This is a genomic window from Bordetella genomosp. 11 (assembly GCF_002261215.1).
Taxonomy (GTDB): domain Bacteria; phylum Pseudomonadota; class Gammaproteobacteria; order Burkholderiales; family Burkholderiaceae_B; genus Bordetella_C.
On record NZ_NEVS01000002.1, the window covers coordinates 118,602 to 134,005 of the forward strand.

The window sequence follows — 15,404 nt, forward strand, 5'->3', positions numbered from 1 at the left end:
GATTGCACCATGCCCAAGCGTACAGACATAAAAAGCATACTGATCATCGGGGCCGGCCCCATCATCATCGGACAGGCCTGCGAATTCGACTATTCGGGCGCCCAGGCCTGCAAGGCGCTCAAGGCCGAGGGCTACCGCACCATCCTGGTCAACAGCAACCCGGCCACGATCATGACGGACCCGGAAACGGCGGACGTCACCTACATCGAGCCCATCACGTGGCAGGCGGTGGAAAAGATCATCGAGCGAGAGCGGCCCGATGCGCTGCTGCCCACCATGGGCGGCCAGACCGCGCTGAACTGCGCGCTGGACCTGGCACACAACGGCGTGCTGGAGCGCTACAAGGTCGAACTCATCGGCGCGAACGAGCAGGCCATTGAAAAGGCCGAGGACCGCCAGAAGTTCAAGCAGGCCATGACCGATATCGGCCTGGAGTCCGCCAAGTCCGGCGTGGCGCACACCATGGACGAAGCATGGGAAGTCCAGAAGCGCATCGCGACCGAACTGGGCACGTCGGGCTTTCCCGCTGTGATCCGGCCCAGCTTCACGCTGGGCGGCACCGGCGGCGGCATTGCCTACAACGCCGAGGAATTCGAAACGATCTGCCGGCGCGGGCTGGAAGCCTCGCCCACGAGCGAGCTGCTGATCGAGGAATCGCTGCTGGGGTGGAAGGAATTCGAGATGGAAGTCGTGCGCGACAGCGCCGACAACTGCATCATCGTCTGCTCCATCGAGAACCTGGACCCGATGGGTGTGCACACGGGGGATTCCATCACTGTCGCGCCGGCGCAGACGCTGACCGACAAGGAATACCAGATCATGCGCGACGCCTCTATCGCGGTGCTCCGCGAGATCGGCGTCGATACCGGCGGTTCGAACGTGCAGTTCGCGGTCAACCCGACCAATGGCCGCATGATCGTCATCGAGATGAATCCGCGCGTCTCGCGTTCGTCGGCCCTGGCTTCCAAGGCCACCGGTTTCCCCATCGCGAAGGTGGCGGCGCGCCTGGCGGTCGGCTATACGCTGGATGAGCTGCGCAATGAAATTACCGGCGGCGCGACCCCGGCGTCCTTCGAGCCGACCATCGACTATGTGGTCACCAAGGTGCCGCGCTTCGCCTTCGAAAAATTCCCCACCGCCGACGCGCGCCTGACCACCCAGATGAAGTCCGTGGGCGAAGTCATGGCGATCGGCCGGACGTTCCAGGAATCCTTCCAGAAAGCCCTGCGCGGCCTGGAAGTGGGCGTGGACGGACTGAACCAGAAAACCACCGATCGCGAAAAGCTGCAGGTCGAACTGGGCGAACCCGGTCCGGAACGCATCTGGTATGTGGGCGATGCCTTCGCCCAGGGCTTCACGCTGGACGAAGTCTACAGCCTGACGCACATCGATCCCTGGTTCCTCGCGCAGATCAAGGAAATCGTCGACATCGAGCTGGCGCTGGAACAAAAGACCCTGGCCGAGCTGGATTACGACACGCTGTGGCACCTGAAGCGCCGCGGCTTCTCCGACCGCCGGCTGGCCTTCCTGCTGGACACGTCCGAATCGGAAGTGCGCCGCCTGCGCCACCAGTTGAACGTGCGGCCGGTCTACAAGCGCGTCGATACCTGCGCGGCCGAGTTCGCCACGCGCACCGCGTATATGTATTCCACCTACGAGGAAGAATGCGAGGCCGCGCCGACCGACCGCAAGAAGATCATCGTGCTGGGCGGCGGCCCCAACCGGATCGGGCAGGGCATCGAATTCGACTACTGCTGCGTGCATGCGGCGCTGGCGCTGCGCGATGACGGCTACGAGACCATCATGGTCAACTGCAACCCCGAGACGGTATCGACCGACTACGATACCTCCGACCGGTTGTATTTCGAGCCGCTGACGCTGGAAGACGTGCTGGAGATCGTCCACAAGGAAAATCCCGTCGGCATGATCGTCCAATACGGCGGGCAGACACCGCTGAAGCTGGCGCGCGCCCTGGAAGCCAACGGCGTGCCCATTATCGGCACCAGCCCCGAGTCCATCGACGTCGCGGAAGACCGCGAGCGCTTCCAGAAGCTGCTGAACAAGCTCGGCTTGCGCCAGCCGCCCAACCGCACCGCGCGCACGGAAGCCGAAGCGTTGGCCCATGCCGCGGAGATCGGCTATCCCCTGGTGGTCCGTCCCAGCTATGTGCTGGGCGGCCGCGCCATGGAAATCGTGCACGAGCAGCAGGACCTGGAGCGCTACATGCGCGAAGCGGTCAAGGTCAGCAACGATTCGCCGGTGCTGCTGGATCGCTTCCTGAACAACGCGACGGAAGTGGACGTCGATTGCCTGGCCGACGGCGAAACCGTCTTCATCGGCGGCGTCATGGAGCACATCGAGCAGGCCGGCGTCCATTCGGGGGATTCGGCTTGCAGCCTGCCGCCGTATTCGCTGTCCGAGGACATCATCGCGGAGATCAAGCGCCAGACGTCCATGATGGCCAAGGCCTTGAACGTCATCGGCCTGATGAACGTGCAGTTCGCCATCCAGGACGGCGACGTCTACGTGCTGGAGGTCAATCCCCGTGCTTCCCGTACCGTGCCGTACGTGTCCAAGGCGACCGGGCTGCAATTGGCCAAGATCGCCGCGCGCGCCATGGCCGGCAAGACGCTGGCTTCGCAGGGCGTCACGCGCGAAGTGGTCCCCAGTTATTTCTCGGTGAAGGAGGCGGTCTTCCCCTTCGTCAAGTTCCCGGGCGTGGACACCATCCTGGGACCGGAAATGAAATCGACGGGCGAAGTCATGGGCGTGGGCGCCAGCTTCGGCGAGGCCTTCGTGAAGTCGCAGCTGGCCGCCAGCGTGCGTCTGCCCGAGACCGGCACGGCCTTCATCAGCGTCAAGCCGCAGGATAAGCCTCGCGCCGTCGAAGTCGCCCGCGGCCTGCATGCCCTGGGCTTCAAGCTGGTGGCCACGCGCGGCACCGCGGCCGAGATCGAAGCGGCGGGCATTCCCGTGCAGGTGGTCAACAAGGTCACGGAAGGGCGTCCGCACATCGTCGATATGCTGAAGAACGGTGAGGTCTCGCTGGTCATCAATACGGTAGAGGAACGCCGCAATGCCATTGCCGATTCGCGCGCGATCCGCACGCAGTCGCTGGCGGCCCGGGTGACTTTCTACACCACGATCGCCGGCGCCCGAGCCGCCGTCGAAGGCATGCAGTATCTGCGGCAAGGACATGGGTTACAGGTGTATCCTTTGCAGGAATTGCACGCATCACTGAAACCGGCGGCTTGAGCCGCCGCATGGCCGTGTCGGGCCCCTGGCGACAAAATGCTTTGCCGACCAGGGACCCGTCGGACGACCGAGGATAGGAAGAGCAGCGCGGGGCGCTGGAGGTCGAAATGAAATGGTGGATACTCGCGCTTTTTATCGTCTGCGCGATCGTGGTGCATTATCGCGGCAGGGTACGACATCGGTTCTCCCGCCAGGTCCTGGATCACTCCACATTCACGGCTCCCATCAACGTTTTCATGTACGCGTTCTCGCGCGTACCGAACAAGCCCTATCTGTCGTTGGCGGAGTTCCCCGAACTCAAGATCCTGCAGCAGCGCTGGCAGGACATCCGCGCGGAAGCCGAGGCGCTGTTTACGGCCGGCCATATCAAAGTGGCGAATGCCTATAACGACGCGGGATTCAATTCCTTCTTCAAGAGCGGCTGGAAGCGGTTCTACCTGAAGTGGTACGACACCGACCATCCCTCGGCGCGCGCCCTGTGTCCGATTACCACCGGCCTGCTGGCCGATATTCCGACCATCAAAGGCGCGATGTTCACCGCGCTGCCGCCAGGTAGCCGGCTGCCGCGCCATCGCGATCCTTATGCGGGTTCGCTGCGATTCCACATGGGGCTGATCACGCCCAACGATGCCGACTGCTATATCGACGTCGACGGCCAGACCTACTACTGGCGCGATGGCGAGGCCGTCGTGTTCGACGAAACCTTCATTCACTACGCCGAGAACAAGACCGACATCAATCGGATCATCCTGTTCGCGGATATCGAACGCCCCATGCGCTACCGCTGGGCGCAGGCGGTCAATCACTTCATTGGCGGCGTGCTGTTGCGCGCGGCTACCTCGCCCAACCAGGAAGGCGACCGCACGGGCGGTATCAACCGCATCTTCGGTTCTGTCTACGCGGTGCGGCGCTTCGGCAAGCGGGTCAAGAAGAAAAGCAAGCCGCTCTACTACATCATGAAGTGGGCGGTCGTGCTGGCGATCATGGCCTGGATCTTCTGGCCCTGATGCCATCTTCCGCGCCGGCCTTGCGCCACGTTTTCATCACGGGCGCCAGCAGCGGCCTGGGCCGCGCCCTGGCGCGGCATTACGCGGGGCGCGGCGCGCGCGTGGGGCTGGTAGGGCGGCGCGAGGATGCCCTGCGTGAATTGGCGTCGACCTTGCCCGGCGAGCACTCCTGGTACGCGATGGACGTGCGCGACCGCGCGGCGCTGCATGCGTCGGCGGCCGATTTCCTTTCGCGCTGTGGCGGTACGGTGGATGTGGTGATCGCCAGCGCCGGCATCAGCGCCGGCACGCTTACCCAGCAAGCGGAAGATTTCGACGTCTTCCAGTCCATCGTCCAGACCAATCTGCTGGCCACGGTCGCCACCTTCGAACCCTTCATCGCCGGCATGCGCCGGGCGCGGGCAGGGCGGCTGGTGGGCATCGGCAGCGTGGCGGGGGTGCGGGGATTGCCCGGAGCGGGCGCCTACAGCGCTTCCAAGGCAGCGGTGGCCGTGTATTGCGAAAGCCTGCGCACCGAGCTGGCGCGCGACGGTATCCGTGTGGTCACGATCGCGCCGGGGTATATCCGCACGGCGATGACCGAGCACAACCCCTATCGCATGCCCTTCCTGATGGAAGCCGACGATTTCGCGGCGCGCGCCGCCACGGCCATCGCCCGCGGGCACAGTTATCGAGTGATTCCCTGGCAGATGGGCGTGGCTGCGAAGCTGATGCGGCTGCTGCCCGATGCGCTATACGATCGCCTGGCGCGCAACGCGCCGCGCAAGCCCAGGCAAGGCGGGCCGCGATAAGACAGGCCGCGGCGGCATGGACCCTGCCGCTTATGGCGCCTATACGATGTCGTCGGCGGCCAGCGCCGCGATGTGCGTAACGTCGCCCCAGCCCATGACGTGCCAGCGCCTGTTGTCCACCGCCAGCCGGTTGACGCCCGCGTTCAATAGCGCCGCGTCGCGCGCATGCGTCAGCGGTATGCCGTGGGCGTGGCGCCAGACGATGTCCAGTACGCCGCCGTGGGTGAAGACCAGCACCCGTTCCTCGCCATGGCGTTCCGCGATGTCGTCGATGGTGGCGACGATGCGGTTATGGAATTGGCGCAGCGTTTCGCCGCCATCCAGGGCGCGATCGGGTTCACGGCTTTTCCAGGCGGCGGACGCCTCGGGCTGTTCGACATCCAGCCGGTCCATGGCGATGCCTTCCAGCACGCCGTAGCAGCGCTCGCGCAGGCCGGGTTCCGGCCGCACCCGCAAATCCAGCCGTGTCGAGACCGGCTCGGCCGTCTGCAGGGTGCGCTGCAGGTCGCTACTGTACAAGGCGTCGAAGGGGCCGTTGCGCGCGTCCTGCGCCAAGCGCTCGGCCAGCAGGCGGGCCTGGTTCAGGCCATGGGCATTCAGCGGCGTGTCCTTCCATCCCTGGAGGCGGCGCGCCCGGTTCCAGTCGGTTTCTCCGTGGCGGATCAGCCAGATTTCTGTCATGGCAAAGGAAAGCGTTCGAGGAATAGGAAGCTTGCGGCAACCGCCATGCGGCGGGCGCCGAAAACCCGATAGTATCCGCGAAAAAACCCGCGCCCGCCGTTCAGGCCGTGGTCACGCCCTTGGCGGCCTGGACCTGTTGCTCGATCAGCGCCGAGATCTGCGCCTGCAGCGTTGCCGCCTCGGCGTTCAGCGCCTGCAATTGGGGGGCCTTTTGCTCATCGGGTATCGAGCTGGCCTGCAGGCGCTGGATCTGCTGCAGCACCTGGCGCAGCTGCCGTTCCAGCTGCTTGATCGTCTGGCTGGTGGCGTCGTCGCCGCCGCTGTCGCTGGGCGCCGGGGTAGCAGACGCCGATCTCGCCTGGAAGTTCGTGCTGGTGCGCTGGCCGCCGGCCGAGGGCGTGCCATTGCCGCCCGCTGTGGACGCATCGCCGTTCAAGGCCGCTTTGCCGTCGTCCGGCGCGGTGCTGTTGTTCTGCAGCGCGCGCGGTCCCAGCAGCGTCGAGCCGTAGGCGGACGCCAGTGTGGAAGTAATCACCGAAATCGTCATGTCCGTTTCCTGGGAAGATGGCATGACCCGAGCCCCGCGCACGCCGCCTTCCGGTCGGCGTCGGCCGGCCGGAAGGCGCCTGCCGGCGCACGCCAGGACTGGGTCCGTCGATCTCACGTCGACGGCGGTCCGCCATGGATGAGTAACGGCACGCTACCCTAAAAACTTGAGCCCCGATAAACTTGCGGCCGCCTTGTATACATAACCGAGGGGAAGGTATGTCCGGATCGTATTTCCCGCGCTGGCGCCTGGTGCGCGATATGGCGCCCGGCGCCGTGATGGCGCCCGATGAACGCTTGCCCTGGCCCAAGACCGTCGCGATGGGCCTGCAGCACGTGGTCGCCATGTTCGGCTCCACCGTGCTGGCACCCTTGCTCATGGGGTTCGACCCCAACGTCGCCATTCTGATGTCCGGCGTCGGTTCGCTGATTTTCTTTGTCTTTGTCGGGGGCCGGGTGCCGAGCTACCTGGGCTCCAGTTTCGCCTTCATCGGCGGGGTGATCGCCGTGACCGGCTATGCCGGCGCCGGCCCCAATCCCAATATCGGTGTCGCCCTGGGCGGCATCATCCTCTGCGGGCTGGCCTATACCCTGATCGGTGTGCTGGTATGGACGGCCAGCGCCGGCACGGGCGGCGGCGCGCGCTGGATCGAGGCGCTGATGCCGCCGGTCGTCACGGGCGCCGTGGTGGCCGTCATCGGCCTGAACCTGGCGCCGGTCGCCGCCAAAGGCGCCATGGGGGCATCCGGCTTCGATGCGGCCATGGCCGTCGTGACGATACTGTGCGTGGGCGGCATCGCGGTGTATACGCGCGGCATGCTGCAGCGACTGCTCATCCTGGCCGGATTGATACTGGCCTGCATCATTTATGCGATTTGCGCCAACGGTCTGGGGCTGGGCAAGCCGATGGATTTCTCCGGCGTGGCGCACGCGGCATGGCTGGGCCTGCCGCATTTCGCCACCCCGGTATTCCAGGCCTCCGCGATGGGACTGCTGATACCGGTGGCCATTATCCTGGTCGCGGAAAACCTGGGCCACATCAAGGCGGTCAGCGCCATGACCGGGCGCGACCTGGATCGCTACCTGGGACGCGCCTTCGTCGGCGACGGTGTCGCCACCATGGTCTCGGGCGCGGTAGGGGGGACGGGCGTGACGACTTACGCCGAAAACATCGGCGTCATGGCGGTGACCCGGATCTATTCCACCGTGGTGTTCGCGGTGGCGGCCCTGATCGCCATTCTCCTGGGGTTTTCGCCCAAGTTCGGCGCCCTGATCCAGACCATTCCCGGCCCTGTGCTGGGCGGCATGTCCGTGGTCGTGTTCGGGTTGATCGCCGTGGCGGGCGCACGGATCTGGGTGGTCAACCGGGTGGATTTCAGCGATAACCGCAATCTGATCGTGGCGGCGGTGACCCTCGTCCTGGGCGCCGGCGATTTCACCGTCCGGCTGGGCGGCTTCGCCCTGGGCGGTATCGGCACGGCCACCTTCGGCGCCATTATCCTTTATGCGCTGTTGCGGCCCCTCGCGCCAGCCGGGCGGGCTTCGTAAGTACGACCGCTCCACCGGCTGGTTGAAAACAGGGACGCGCCGGTTCTCAGCCTTAGGGGCGGCTTGCAATTCAGTCCGACTTTGACCACAATGTCACTTGATCGCCCCGGTTTCTGAGCCGGGGTTTTGTTTTGGTCGAAGCTTGCCGCCGCTGGCGTGGACGCCGGCGTGAAAGAGCGGGCACGGCGAGGAGAACCGGCGGTTCCTTCCCTGGAAGGCGGGTGCTGGGGCGTGCTGCGGCGGCGGCCCCATTGCCGCCGCCGCATGCGGAAATGCGTCCCTGTTTGTGCGCTGCTGGCCGGCATGCTGCCGCCGTGCTTCGACCGTTACCGAAACGCCCCGGCGGGGGCGTTTTCCACTTTTAGTAGAGATTGCGATATGTCAGCCATTCCGTTGACGGTAGACGGCGCCGAGCGCCTGCGACAAGAATTGCACCGGCTCAAGACCACTGAGCGGCCTTCCGTGATCAGTGCCATCGCGGAGGCGCGCGCCCAGGGCGACCTGTCTGAAAACGCCGAATACGATGCCGCGCGCGAGCGCCAGGGCTTTATCGAGGCACGCATCGCGGAACTCGAGGCCACCCTGTCCAATGCCCATGTGATCAATCCGGGTGAGCTCGATGCCGACGGCCGGGCCGTGTTCGGCGCGACCGTGGAAATCGAAGACCTGGATTCGGGCGACAGGGTCGTCTACCAGATCGTGGGCGATGTCGAAGCGGATATCCGCGCGAACAAGATTTCCGTTTCCAGCCCGGTGGCGCGCGCGCTCATCGGCAAGAGTGAAGGCGACGTCGTCGAGGTCCAGGCGCCGTCCGGGGTCCGCGAGTACGAGGTGATCAGCGTTCGCTACCTGTAAGCGGCAAGCGTCGTGGGCAGTGCCGCGCCATCGGCGGCGGCATCGCCTAGCGCTTGACGGTTTTGCGCGCCGGGCGCTGTACACCACCGCGGGCGCCAGCCCGCAGGCTGAGCGCGCTGCCGGCGCGACGCGGGATGCCGTGGGCCGGGGCGGTCTTGCGCGTACTCGGACGCATCGGTTTGCCGGCGTCGTTGAGTTCCGTGCGTGCCGGACGGCGGTCTTCTTCCCCAGCGGCGGCCTTGCGCGACGCGCGGGTCGGTTTCGCCAGGGTTTTGCCTTCCGCGGCCAGTTTTTTCGGGGTATAGGGCTCGGATGCCTTGCGCTTGGGCGGGGCGGCCGGGGCCAGCAGCGAAGGCATGCCGGGCTGGGGGCGGTACAGAATCAGGACCTTGCCCAGATGATGGACAGGCGCGCAGGACAAGGCATCGCATATGGACGCCAGCATTTCCTCGCGCGTGCCGCGGTCTTCTCCGCCGGCCCGCACCTTGATCAGGCCGTGCGAGGTCAGGTTGGCGTCGATTTCCTTCAGGACCGCATCCGACAGTCCTTTATCGCCGATCAGGACGACAGGACGCAGGGCGTGGGCGGCGGACCGCAGCGCGCTGCGCTCTCGGGATGTAATTTCTAATATAGGCATGTCGGAATTGTACGGGAATGGCCAAGAATAAATTTTCCAAGGATTGGTTGCACCAGCATATCAACGATCCTTATGTAAAGCTGGCGCAGCAGAAGGGTTACCGGGCCCGCGCCGCTTTCAAGCTGATCGAAATCCTGGAAACCGAGAAACTCATGCGCCGCGGCGATGTGGTGGTGGATCTGGGCTCCGCCCCGGGCAGCTGGTCGCAGGTCGCCCGCGAGCGTCTGGTCGGTCCGGGCGGGGTCGTCGAGGGGCGCATCGTCGCGCTCGACATCCTGCCGATGGAACCCGTGGCAGGGGTGGAATTCATCCAGGGCGACTTCCGCGAGGAATCCGTGCTGGAAATCCTGGAAAAAACCCTGGACGGGCAGGCGGTCGACCTTGTGATTTCGGATATGGCCCCCAACCTGTCCGGTGTGGGGGTCGCCGATGCGGCGCGTATCCAGCACGTTTGCGACCTTGCGCTCGAATTTTCGTTGGCTCATTTGAAGCCGGACGGCGCCCTGATCGTGAAAGCCTTCCACGGAAGCGGGTTTTCGCAGATCGTGCAATCGTTCAAGCAACATTTCAAACGGGTGGTCGAGCGCAAGCCGAAGGCGTCGCGGCCCAATTCGTCGGAAACCTTTCTTGTCGCGAGGAACCTCAAGCACCCAGGCTGATATTGCGGATCTCGCGGTTACCGGGAAGCCCTGCCGTTTCGGGCGGTTTCCAGGCCCCAGCCCCGCGTGCCTGCTTTTTACATTTGCATTCGGCCAAAAGCCCCGAAAAGCCCTATAAACGGCGTTCCGCGGGGAACGTCCCACGTGTGCCCCTCGACGGGGTAGAATCGCTATTGACATCCTTGTGGTTGTGTCCTATGGCAGAGGCTGCCGCAATCACTGGTCGGAATCGAAAGCAGGAGATCGACCTTGAATAATTCATTTTCCAAAGTTGCGGTGTGGATGGTGATAGCGCTGGTGCTATTCACCGTCTTCAAGCAATTCGACGGGCGCACCCAGTCCCAGGACGGCGTGAGCTATACGCAGTTCATGGACGACGCCAAGGCGGGGCGCATCCGCAAGGTCGACGTGCAGGGCGACATGCTCTACGTGACGCCGGACGCGGGCCGTCCCTACACCCTGACCTCGCCGGGCGACCTGTGGATGGTTTCGGATCTGCTCAAATATGGGGTCCAGGTTTCGGGCAAGGCACGCGAAGAGCAATCACTGCTGATGAATATCTTCGTCTCATGGTTCCCCATGCTGTTGTTGATCGGGGTATGGATATTCTTCATGAGGCAAATGCAGGGCGGCGGACGCGGCGGGGCCTTCAGCTTCGGCAAGTCGCGCGCGCGCATGCTGGACGAAAATACCAACCAGATTACGTTCTCCGATGTTGCCGGCTGCGACGAGGCCAAGGAAGACGTGCAGGAACTGGTCGATTTCCTGCGTGATCCCAGCAAGTTCCAGAAGCTGGGCGGCCGGATTCCCCGCGGCGTGCTGATGGTGGGTTCGCCCGGTACCGGCAAGACGCTGCTGGCCAAGGCCATCGCGGGCGAAGCCAAGGTGCCGTTCTTCAGCATTTCGGGTTCCGACTTCGTCGAAATGTTCGTCGGCGTGGGCGCGGCCCGCGTCCGCGACATGTTCGAGAACGCCAAGAAGCACGCGCCGTGCATCATCTTCATCGACGAAATCGATGCGGTCGGCCGCCAGCGTGGCGCCGGCCTGGGCGGCGGCAATGACGAACGCGAGCAGACGCTGAACCAGATGCTGGTGGAAATGGACGGGTTCGAATCCGGCCAGGGCGTCATCGTGATCGCCGCGACCAACCGTCCCGATGTGCTGGATCCGGCGCTGCTGCGTCCGGGGCGCTTCGACCGCCAGGTCGTGGTGCCGCTGCCGGACATCCGCGGCCGCGAGCAGATCCTGAAGGTGCACATGCGCAAGGTTCCGCTGTCGCCCAACGTGGACGCTTCCGTCCTGGCCCGCGGCACCCCGGGGTTCTCGGGCGCCGACCTGGCCAACCTGGTCAACGAGGCCGCGCTGTTTGCCGCGCGCCGCAACGGCCGCACGGTGGACATGTCCGACTTCGAAAAGGCCAAGGACAAGATCATCATGGGCGCGGAACGCCGTTCCATCGTGATGCCCGAGGAAGAGCGCAAGAACACCGCGTACCACGAGTCCGGCCACGCCATCGTGGCGCGCATGCTGCCCAAGACCGACCCCGTGCACAAGGTCACCATCATCCCGCGCGGCCGCGCGCTGGGCGTGACCATGCAGTTGCCTGAAAGCGACCGCTACAGCATGGACAAGCAGCGCCTGCTCAGCACCATCGCCGTGCTGTTCGGCGGGCGCATCGCCGAAGAACTGTTCATGGACCAGATGACGACGGGCGCCTCGAACGACTTCGAACGCGCCACCGCCATCGCGCGCGACATCGTCACGCGCTACGGCATGGACCAGGAACTGGGCCCGATGGTGTACGCGGAAAACGAAGGCGAAGTCTTCCTGGGACGCAGTGTCACCAAGACGACGCACGTGTCCGAGGCCACCATGCAGAAGGTGGATGCCTCCATACGCCGCATCATCGACGAGCAATACGATGTGGCGCGCAAGATCCTGGAAGGCAACCGCGACAAGGTGGAAGCGATGGCTGCCGCCCTGCTCGAATGGGAAACCATCGACGCGGACCAGATCGAGGACATCATCTCCGGCCGTCCGCCGCGGCCCCCCAAGACCCCGCAAGGTCCGTCGGATACCGCCGACACGCCGCCCAGCGGCCTGGCCCCCGGCGGCAGCAGTACCGCACCGGCGGTCTGATAGCGGTTTGGACGCGATACGTTAGATGGCCAATACGTTCCTATGCGGGCGCTACGAGTTCGATCTCGAGCGCCCGCTGGTCATGGGTATAGTCAACGTCACTCCCGATTCGTTTTCGGACGGCGGGGAGCATGACAATACCGATGCCGCCATTGCCCACGCCCGTCAACTGGTCGAAGAAGGCGCGCATATCCTGGATATAGGCGGGGAATCGACCCGTCCCGGCGCTGCCCCGGTGTCCGAGGAACAGGAGCTGGCGCGTGTACTGCCCATCATCGAGGCGCTGCGCGACTGCGGCGTGCCGCTTTCGGTGGACACCTTCAAGGCGGGCGTCATGCGCGCGGTCCTGGATGCCGGCGCCGACATGATCAATGACATCTACGGTTTTCGGCAGCCTGGCACGATCGAAGCCGTGGCCGGGTCGCGCTGCGGGCTGTGCGTCATGCACATGAAGGGCGAACCCCGGACCATGCAGGAAAGACCCGAGTACAGCGATCTGCTGGGCGAAATCGGCCTTTTCCTGGGCGCGCGCGTGCAGAAGCTGCGCAGTGCCTGGGTGGATCCCCGCCGCATCGTGCTGGACCCGGGCTTCGGGTTCGGCAAGACGGCGGACCAGAACTACCAATTGGCCAGGCGCCTGGGCAGCCTGCGCGTATCCAGTTACCCCCTGCTGGTCGGCGTCTCGCGCAAATCCATGATCGGCCATGCCACGGGCCGGGATGTGCGCAGCCGCGTGCCCGGCAGTATCGCGGCAGCCCTGGGCTGCGTGGCCCGGGGTGCGGCCATCGTGCGCGTGCACGATGTCGCGGCGACCGTCGATGCGCTGAAGGTCTGGCAGGCGGTCGAGCAGGGCGGCATTCCCACCGATGTCCGGAATCCTATCAGGGAAACCGGGAAATAATCCGGCGCTTTGCCACAGGAATCGATACATGAGTACACGCAAATACTTCGGCACCGACGGTGTGCGGGGTGAGGTAGGCGGTCCCGTCATCAACGCGGAATTCGCCCTGCGGCTGGGTTATGCGGCCGGCAAGGTCTTCGCGCGCGGCATGCGCGGCACCAGCCGCCCCAAGGTGCTGATCGGCAAGGACACGCGGATATCGGGCTATATGCTGGAATCGGCGCTGGAAGCGGGTTTCTCGGCGGCGGGCATCGATGTGCTGCTGGCCGGACCGCTGCCGACGCCGGCCATCGCCTACCTGACGCGCGTGCTGCGCCAGACCGCCGGCATCGTTATCAGCGCATCGCACAATCCCTATCACGACAACGGCATCAAGTTCTTTTCCAGTGGCGGCATGAAGCTTCCCGACGATGTCGAGGCGGCCATCGAGGCAGCGCTGGACGAGCCCCTGGGCTGCGTCAGCTCCGAGGCGCTGGGACGCGCGCGGCGGCTGGACGACGCGGCGGGCCGCTACATCGAATTCTGCAAAAGCACCTTTCCCAACGATCTGGACCTGAACGGGCTGAGCCTGGTGGTGGATGCGGCCCATGGGGCCGCCTATCACATCGCTCCCCACGTATTCCGCGAACTGGGCGCGGACGTCCACGCGGTGGGGGTCCAGCCGGACGGTTTCAACATCAACAAGGGTGTGGGCGCGCTGTATCCGGAAGCCCTGGCCGCCGAAGTGCGCGCCCGGGGGGCGCAGCTGGGCATCGCGCTGGACGGCGACGCGGACCGCCTGCAAATGGTGGACGCGAGCGGGCGCATCTACAACGGCGACGAGCTTCTCTACGCCATCCTGAAGGAGCGCATGCAGCGGGGCGCCGTCGCCGGGGTGGTCGGCACGCTGATGACCAACTACGGGCTGGAGCGCCGGTTGGAGCAGGTCGGCGTGGGGTTCCACCGCGCCGATGTGGGCGACCGTTATGTGATGGAGCAGATGCAGGCGCGCGGCTGGCTGTACGGCGGCGAAAGCTCCGGCCATTTGATCTGCCTGGATTGCCACACCACGGGCGATGGCATCATCGCCGCCTTGCAGGTGCTGACCGCGCTGCGCCGCAACGACACCACACTGGCGGAATGGATCGCCGACTTGCGTATGTATCCGCAGCAGATGATCAACGTGCCGCTGGCGCCGGGGCAGGACTGGAAGACCCATCCGGGCTTGCTGGCCGCGCGGCGGGATGTGGAGGCTGAACTCGCGGGCAGGGGCCGCGTGCTGATTCGCGCGTCCGGGACCGAACCGAAACTACGCCTGATGGTCGAAGCGGAGGAATCCGCTCTGGCCATGGCCTGCGCGCAGAGCCTGGCCGCCGGTTTGGCGGGATAACGGTTACATTTTGTTGTGGTCAAAGAATTAGCCCTTCCCCTGGCCAGGGTTCGAAGCGGGTTGGTTCACAGTCACGTAACATGTCGGTCAAATACCTGACATACATGACGCCCACACTACCCGGACACCTAGGAGTTGGCCGAATGCTTGAACTAGTCCGCATCGACCCCGATCGCACCGCCACGCCCGATGCGTGGACCCATCCCGCCGCCGGCGGCCTCGTCGTCGGCCTGGCGCGTACGGCGGAAGAGATCGAGGAAATCCAGCGCCTGCGCTTCCGGGTCTTTACCGAGGACATGGGCGCGGTATTCCCGGACGCGCTGGATGGCATAGACCAGGACCGCTTCGATGCGTGGTGCGAGCACGTCATGGTGCGCGAACTGCATACCGGGAGGGTGGTCGGCACCTATCGCCTGCTGACCCCCGAAAATGCCCGCGAGGCGGGTGGCTACTATTCCGAATCCGAATTCGACCTGTCCGGGCTGGGTGCCGTTCGCGACCGGATGGTCGAGGCTGGCCGGTCCTGCACGCATCCCGACTTTCGCAACGGCGCGGTGATCATGCTGCTGTGGTCCGGCGTGGCGGAGGTCATGCGGCGCGGCGGGTACGATTACCTGCTCGGCTGCGCCAGCGTCAGCCTGCGCGACGACGGCGTCACCGCCGCGGAGGTGTGGCGCGCGGTGTCCGGGCACATGGGCGATACGACCTTGCCCCGTGTGCAGCCGCTACATCGCTATCCGCTGGAAAAGCTCAACAGCACCACGCTGCCCGCCCGCGTGCCGCCGCTGATCAAGGGTTACCTGAAGCTGGGCGCCAAGATCTGCGGCGAACCGGCCTGGGATCCGGATTTCAACGCCGCCGATTTCCCTGTCCTGCTGGAAATGAAGCGCATGGACGAGCGGTATCGCCGTCACTTCGGGCTGGATCCGTCGATCGCGGCCACGGCGCAGGGCACGGGCAACCCGGTGCGCAAGGCGGCCTGATCCGGACGGCCTTGCGGGCCGTCCGCCGTGGAC

General features: G+C 65.1%; 13 protein-coding genes. 10 read left to right on the forward strand and 3 right to left on the reverse strand.

The genetic code is table 11. The features are described from left to right. Nucleotides 1-9: 9 nt before the first annotated feature. From carB to CAL28_RS07110, 3 genes are all read left to right on the forward strand, one after another. On the forward strand, nt 10-3,255 hold the full coding sequence (gene carB / locus CAL28_RS07100; protein ID WP_094840744.1) for a carbamoyl-phosphate synthase large subunit: 3,246 nt from the start codon (nt 10-12) through the stop codon (nt 3,253-3,255). 107 nt (nt 3,256-3,362) lie between these two features. Next, nucleotides 3,363-4,262, forward strand: coding sequence for a lipid A hydroxylase LpxO (gene lpxO, locus CAL28_RS07105; RefSeq protein ID WP_094840745.1), 900 nt, complete (start codon nt 3,363-3,365; stop codon nt 4,260-4,262). 20 nt (nt 4,263-4,282) lie between these two features. After that, nucleotides 4,283-5,053: an SDR family oxidoreductase gene (locus CAL28_RS07110; RefSeq protein WP_094840827.1), complete on the forward strand. Its 771-nt coding sequence runs from the start codon at nt 4,283-4,285 to the stop codon at nt 5,051-5,053. A 39-nt stretch (nt 5,054-5,092) separates the two neighbouring features. Here the strand turns inward: CAL28_RS07110 and CAL28_RS07115 are convergent, their stop codons facing one another. Both CAL28_RS07115 and CAL28_RS29690 read right to left on the reverse strand, forming a co-directional pair. Then, nucleotides 5,093-5,734, reverse strand: coding sequence for a histidine phosphatase family protein (locus tag CAL28_RS07115; protein ID WP_094840746.1), 642 nt, complete (start codon nt 5,732-5,734; stop codon nt 5,093-5,095). A gap of 100 nt (nt 5,735-5,834) precedes the next feature. Next, entirely contained in the window at nt 5,835-6,281 is a 447-nt protein-coding gene (locus CAL28_RS29690; protein WP_176463909.1) for a FlxA-like family protein, read from the reverse strand. 218 nt (nt 6,282-6,499) lie between these two features. On the opposite strand from CAL28_RS29690, the gene CAL28_RS07125 reads away from it, so the two are divergent. Together CAL28_RS07125 and greA are read left to right on the forward strand one after the other, a co-directional pair. Then, a complete protein-coding gene (locus CAL28_RS07125; RefSeq protein WP_094840747.1) occupies nt 6,500-7,828 on the forward strand; it encodes a solute carrier family 23 protein in 1,329 nt (442 codons plus the stop codon). A 378-nt stretch (nt 7,829-8,206) separates the two neighbouring features. Next, nucleotides 8,207-8,683, forward strand: coding sequence for a transcription elongation factor GreA (greA, locus tag CAL28_RS07130; RefSeq protein ID WP_094840748.1), 477 nt, complete (start codon nt 8,207-8,209; stop codon nt 8,681-8,683). 46 nt (nt 8,684-8,729) lie between these two features. Here the strand turns inward: greA and CAL28_RS07135 are convergent, their stop codons facing one another. After that, nucleotides 8,730-9,320, reverse strand: a complete 591-nt coding sequence (locus tag CAL28_RS07135) for a YhbY family RNA-binding protein (RefSeq protein WP_094840749.1) — start codon at nt 9,318-9,320, stop codon at nt 8,730-8,732. Between the two features lie 17 nt (nt 9,321-9,337). On the opposite strand from CAL28_RS07135, the gene CAL28_RS07140 reads away from it, so the two are divergent. From CAL28_RS07140 to CAL28_RS07160, 5 genes are all read left to right on the forward strand, one after another. Next, nucleotides 9,338-9,979, forward strand: a complete 642-nt coding sequence (locus tag CAL28_RS07140; protein WP_094840750.1) for an RlmE family RNA methyltransferase — start codon at nt 9,338-9,340, stop codon at nt 9,977-9,979. A gap of 249 nt (nt 9,980-10,228) precedes the next feature. Continuing rightward, on the forward strand, nt 10,229-12,118 hold the full coding sequence (ftsH, locus tag CAL28_RS07145; protein ID WP_094840751.1) for an ATP-dependent zinc metalloprotease FtsH: 1,890 nt from the start codon (nt 10,229-10,231) through the stop codon (nt 12,116-12,118). Nucleotides 12,119-12,143: 25 nt separating this feature from the next. Further along, entirely contained in the window at nt 12,144-13,019 is an 876-nt protein-coding gene (gene folP, locus CAL28_RS07150; protein WP_094840752.1) for a dihydropteroate synthase, read from the forward strand. 28 nt (nt 13,020-13,047) lie between these two features. Beyond that, nucleotides 13,048-14,388, forward strand: coding sequence for a phosphoglucosamine mutase (glmM, locus tag CAL28_RS07155; protein ID WP_094840753.1), 1,341 nt, complete (start codon nt 13,048-13,050; stop codon nt 14,386-14,388). Nucleotides 14,389-14,531: 143 nt separating this feature from the next. Next, nucleotides 14,532-15,371: a GNAT family N-acetyltransferase gene (locus tag CAL28_RS07160; protein WP_094840754.1), complete on the forward strand. Its 840-nt coding sequence runs from the start codon at nt 14,532-14,534 to the stop codon at nt 15,369-15,371. The last annotated feature ends 33 nt before the right edge of the window (nt 15,372-15,404 follow it).

Coding starts and splice junctions, on each gene's coding strand:
- greA (WP_094840748.1), top strand. CDS start 8,207: ATGTCAGCCATTCCGTTGACGGTAGACGGCGCCGAGCGCCTGCGACAA.
- CAL28_RS07160 (WP_094840754.1), top strand. CDS start 14,532: ATGCTTGAACTAGTCCGCATCGACCCCGATCGCACCGCCACGCCCGAT.
- CAL28_RS07135 (WP_094840749.1), bottom strand. CDS start 9,320: ATGCCTATATTAGAAATTACATCCCGAGAGCGCAGCGCGCTGCGGTCC.
- carB (WP_094840744.1), top strand. CDS start 10: ATGCCCAAGCGTACAGACATAAAAAGCATACTGATCATCGGGGCCGGC.
- CAL28_RS29690 (WP_176463909.1), bottom strand. CDS start 6,281: ATGACGATTTCGGTGATTACTTCCACACTGGCGTCCGCCTACGGCTCG.
- folP (WP_094840752.1), top strand. CDS start 12,144: ATGGCCAATACGTTCCTATGCGGGCGCTACGAGTTCGATCTCGAGCGC.
- glmM (WP_094840753.1), top strand. CDS start 13,048: ATGAGTACACGCAAATACTTCGGCACCGACGGTGTGCGGGGTGAGGTA.
- lpxO (WP_094840745.1), top strand. CDS start 3,363: ATGAAATGGTGGATACTCGCGCTTTTTATCGTCTGCGCGATCGTGGTG.
- CAL28_RS07140 (WP_094840750.1), top strand. CDS start 9,338: ATGGCCAAGAATAAATTTTCCAAGGATTGGTTGCACCAGCATATCAAC.
- CAL28_RS07125 (WP_094840747.1), top strand. CDS start 6,500: ATGTCCGGATCGTATTTCCCGCGCTGGCGCCTGGTGCGCGATATGGCG.
- CAL28_RS07115 (WP_094840746.1), bottom strand. CDS start 5,734: ATGACAGAAATCTGGCTGATCCGCCACGGAGAAACCGACTGGAACCGG.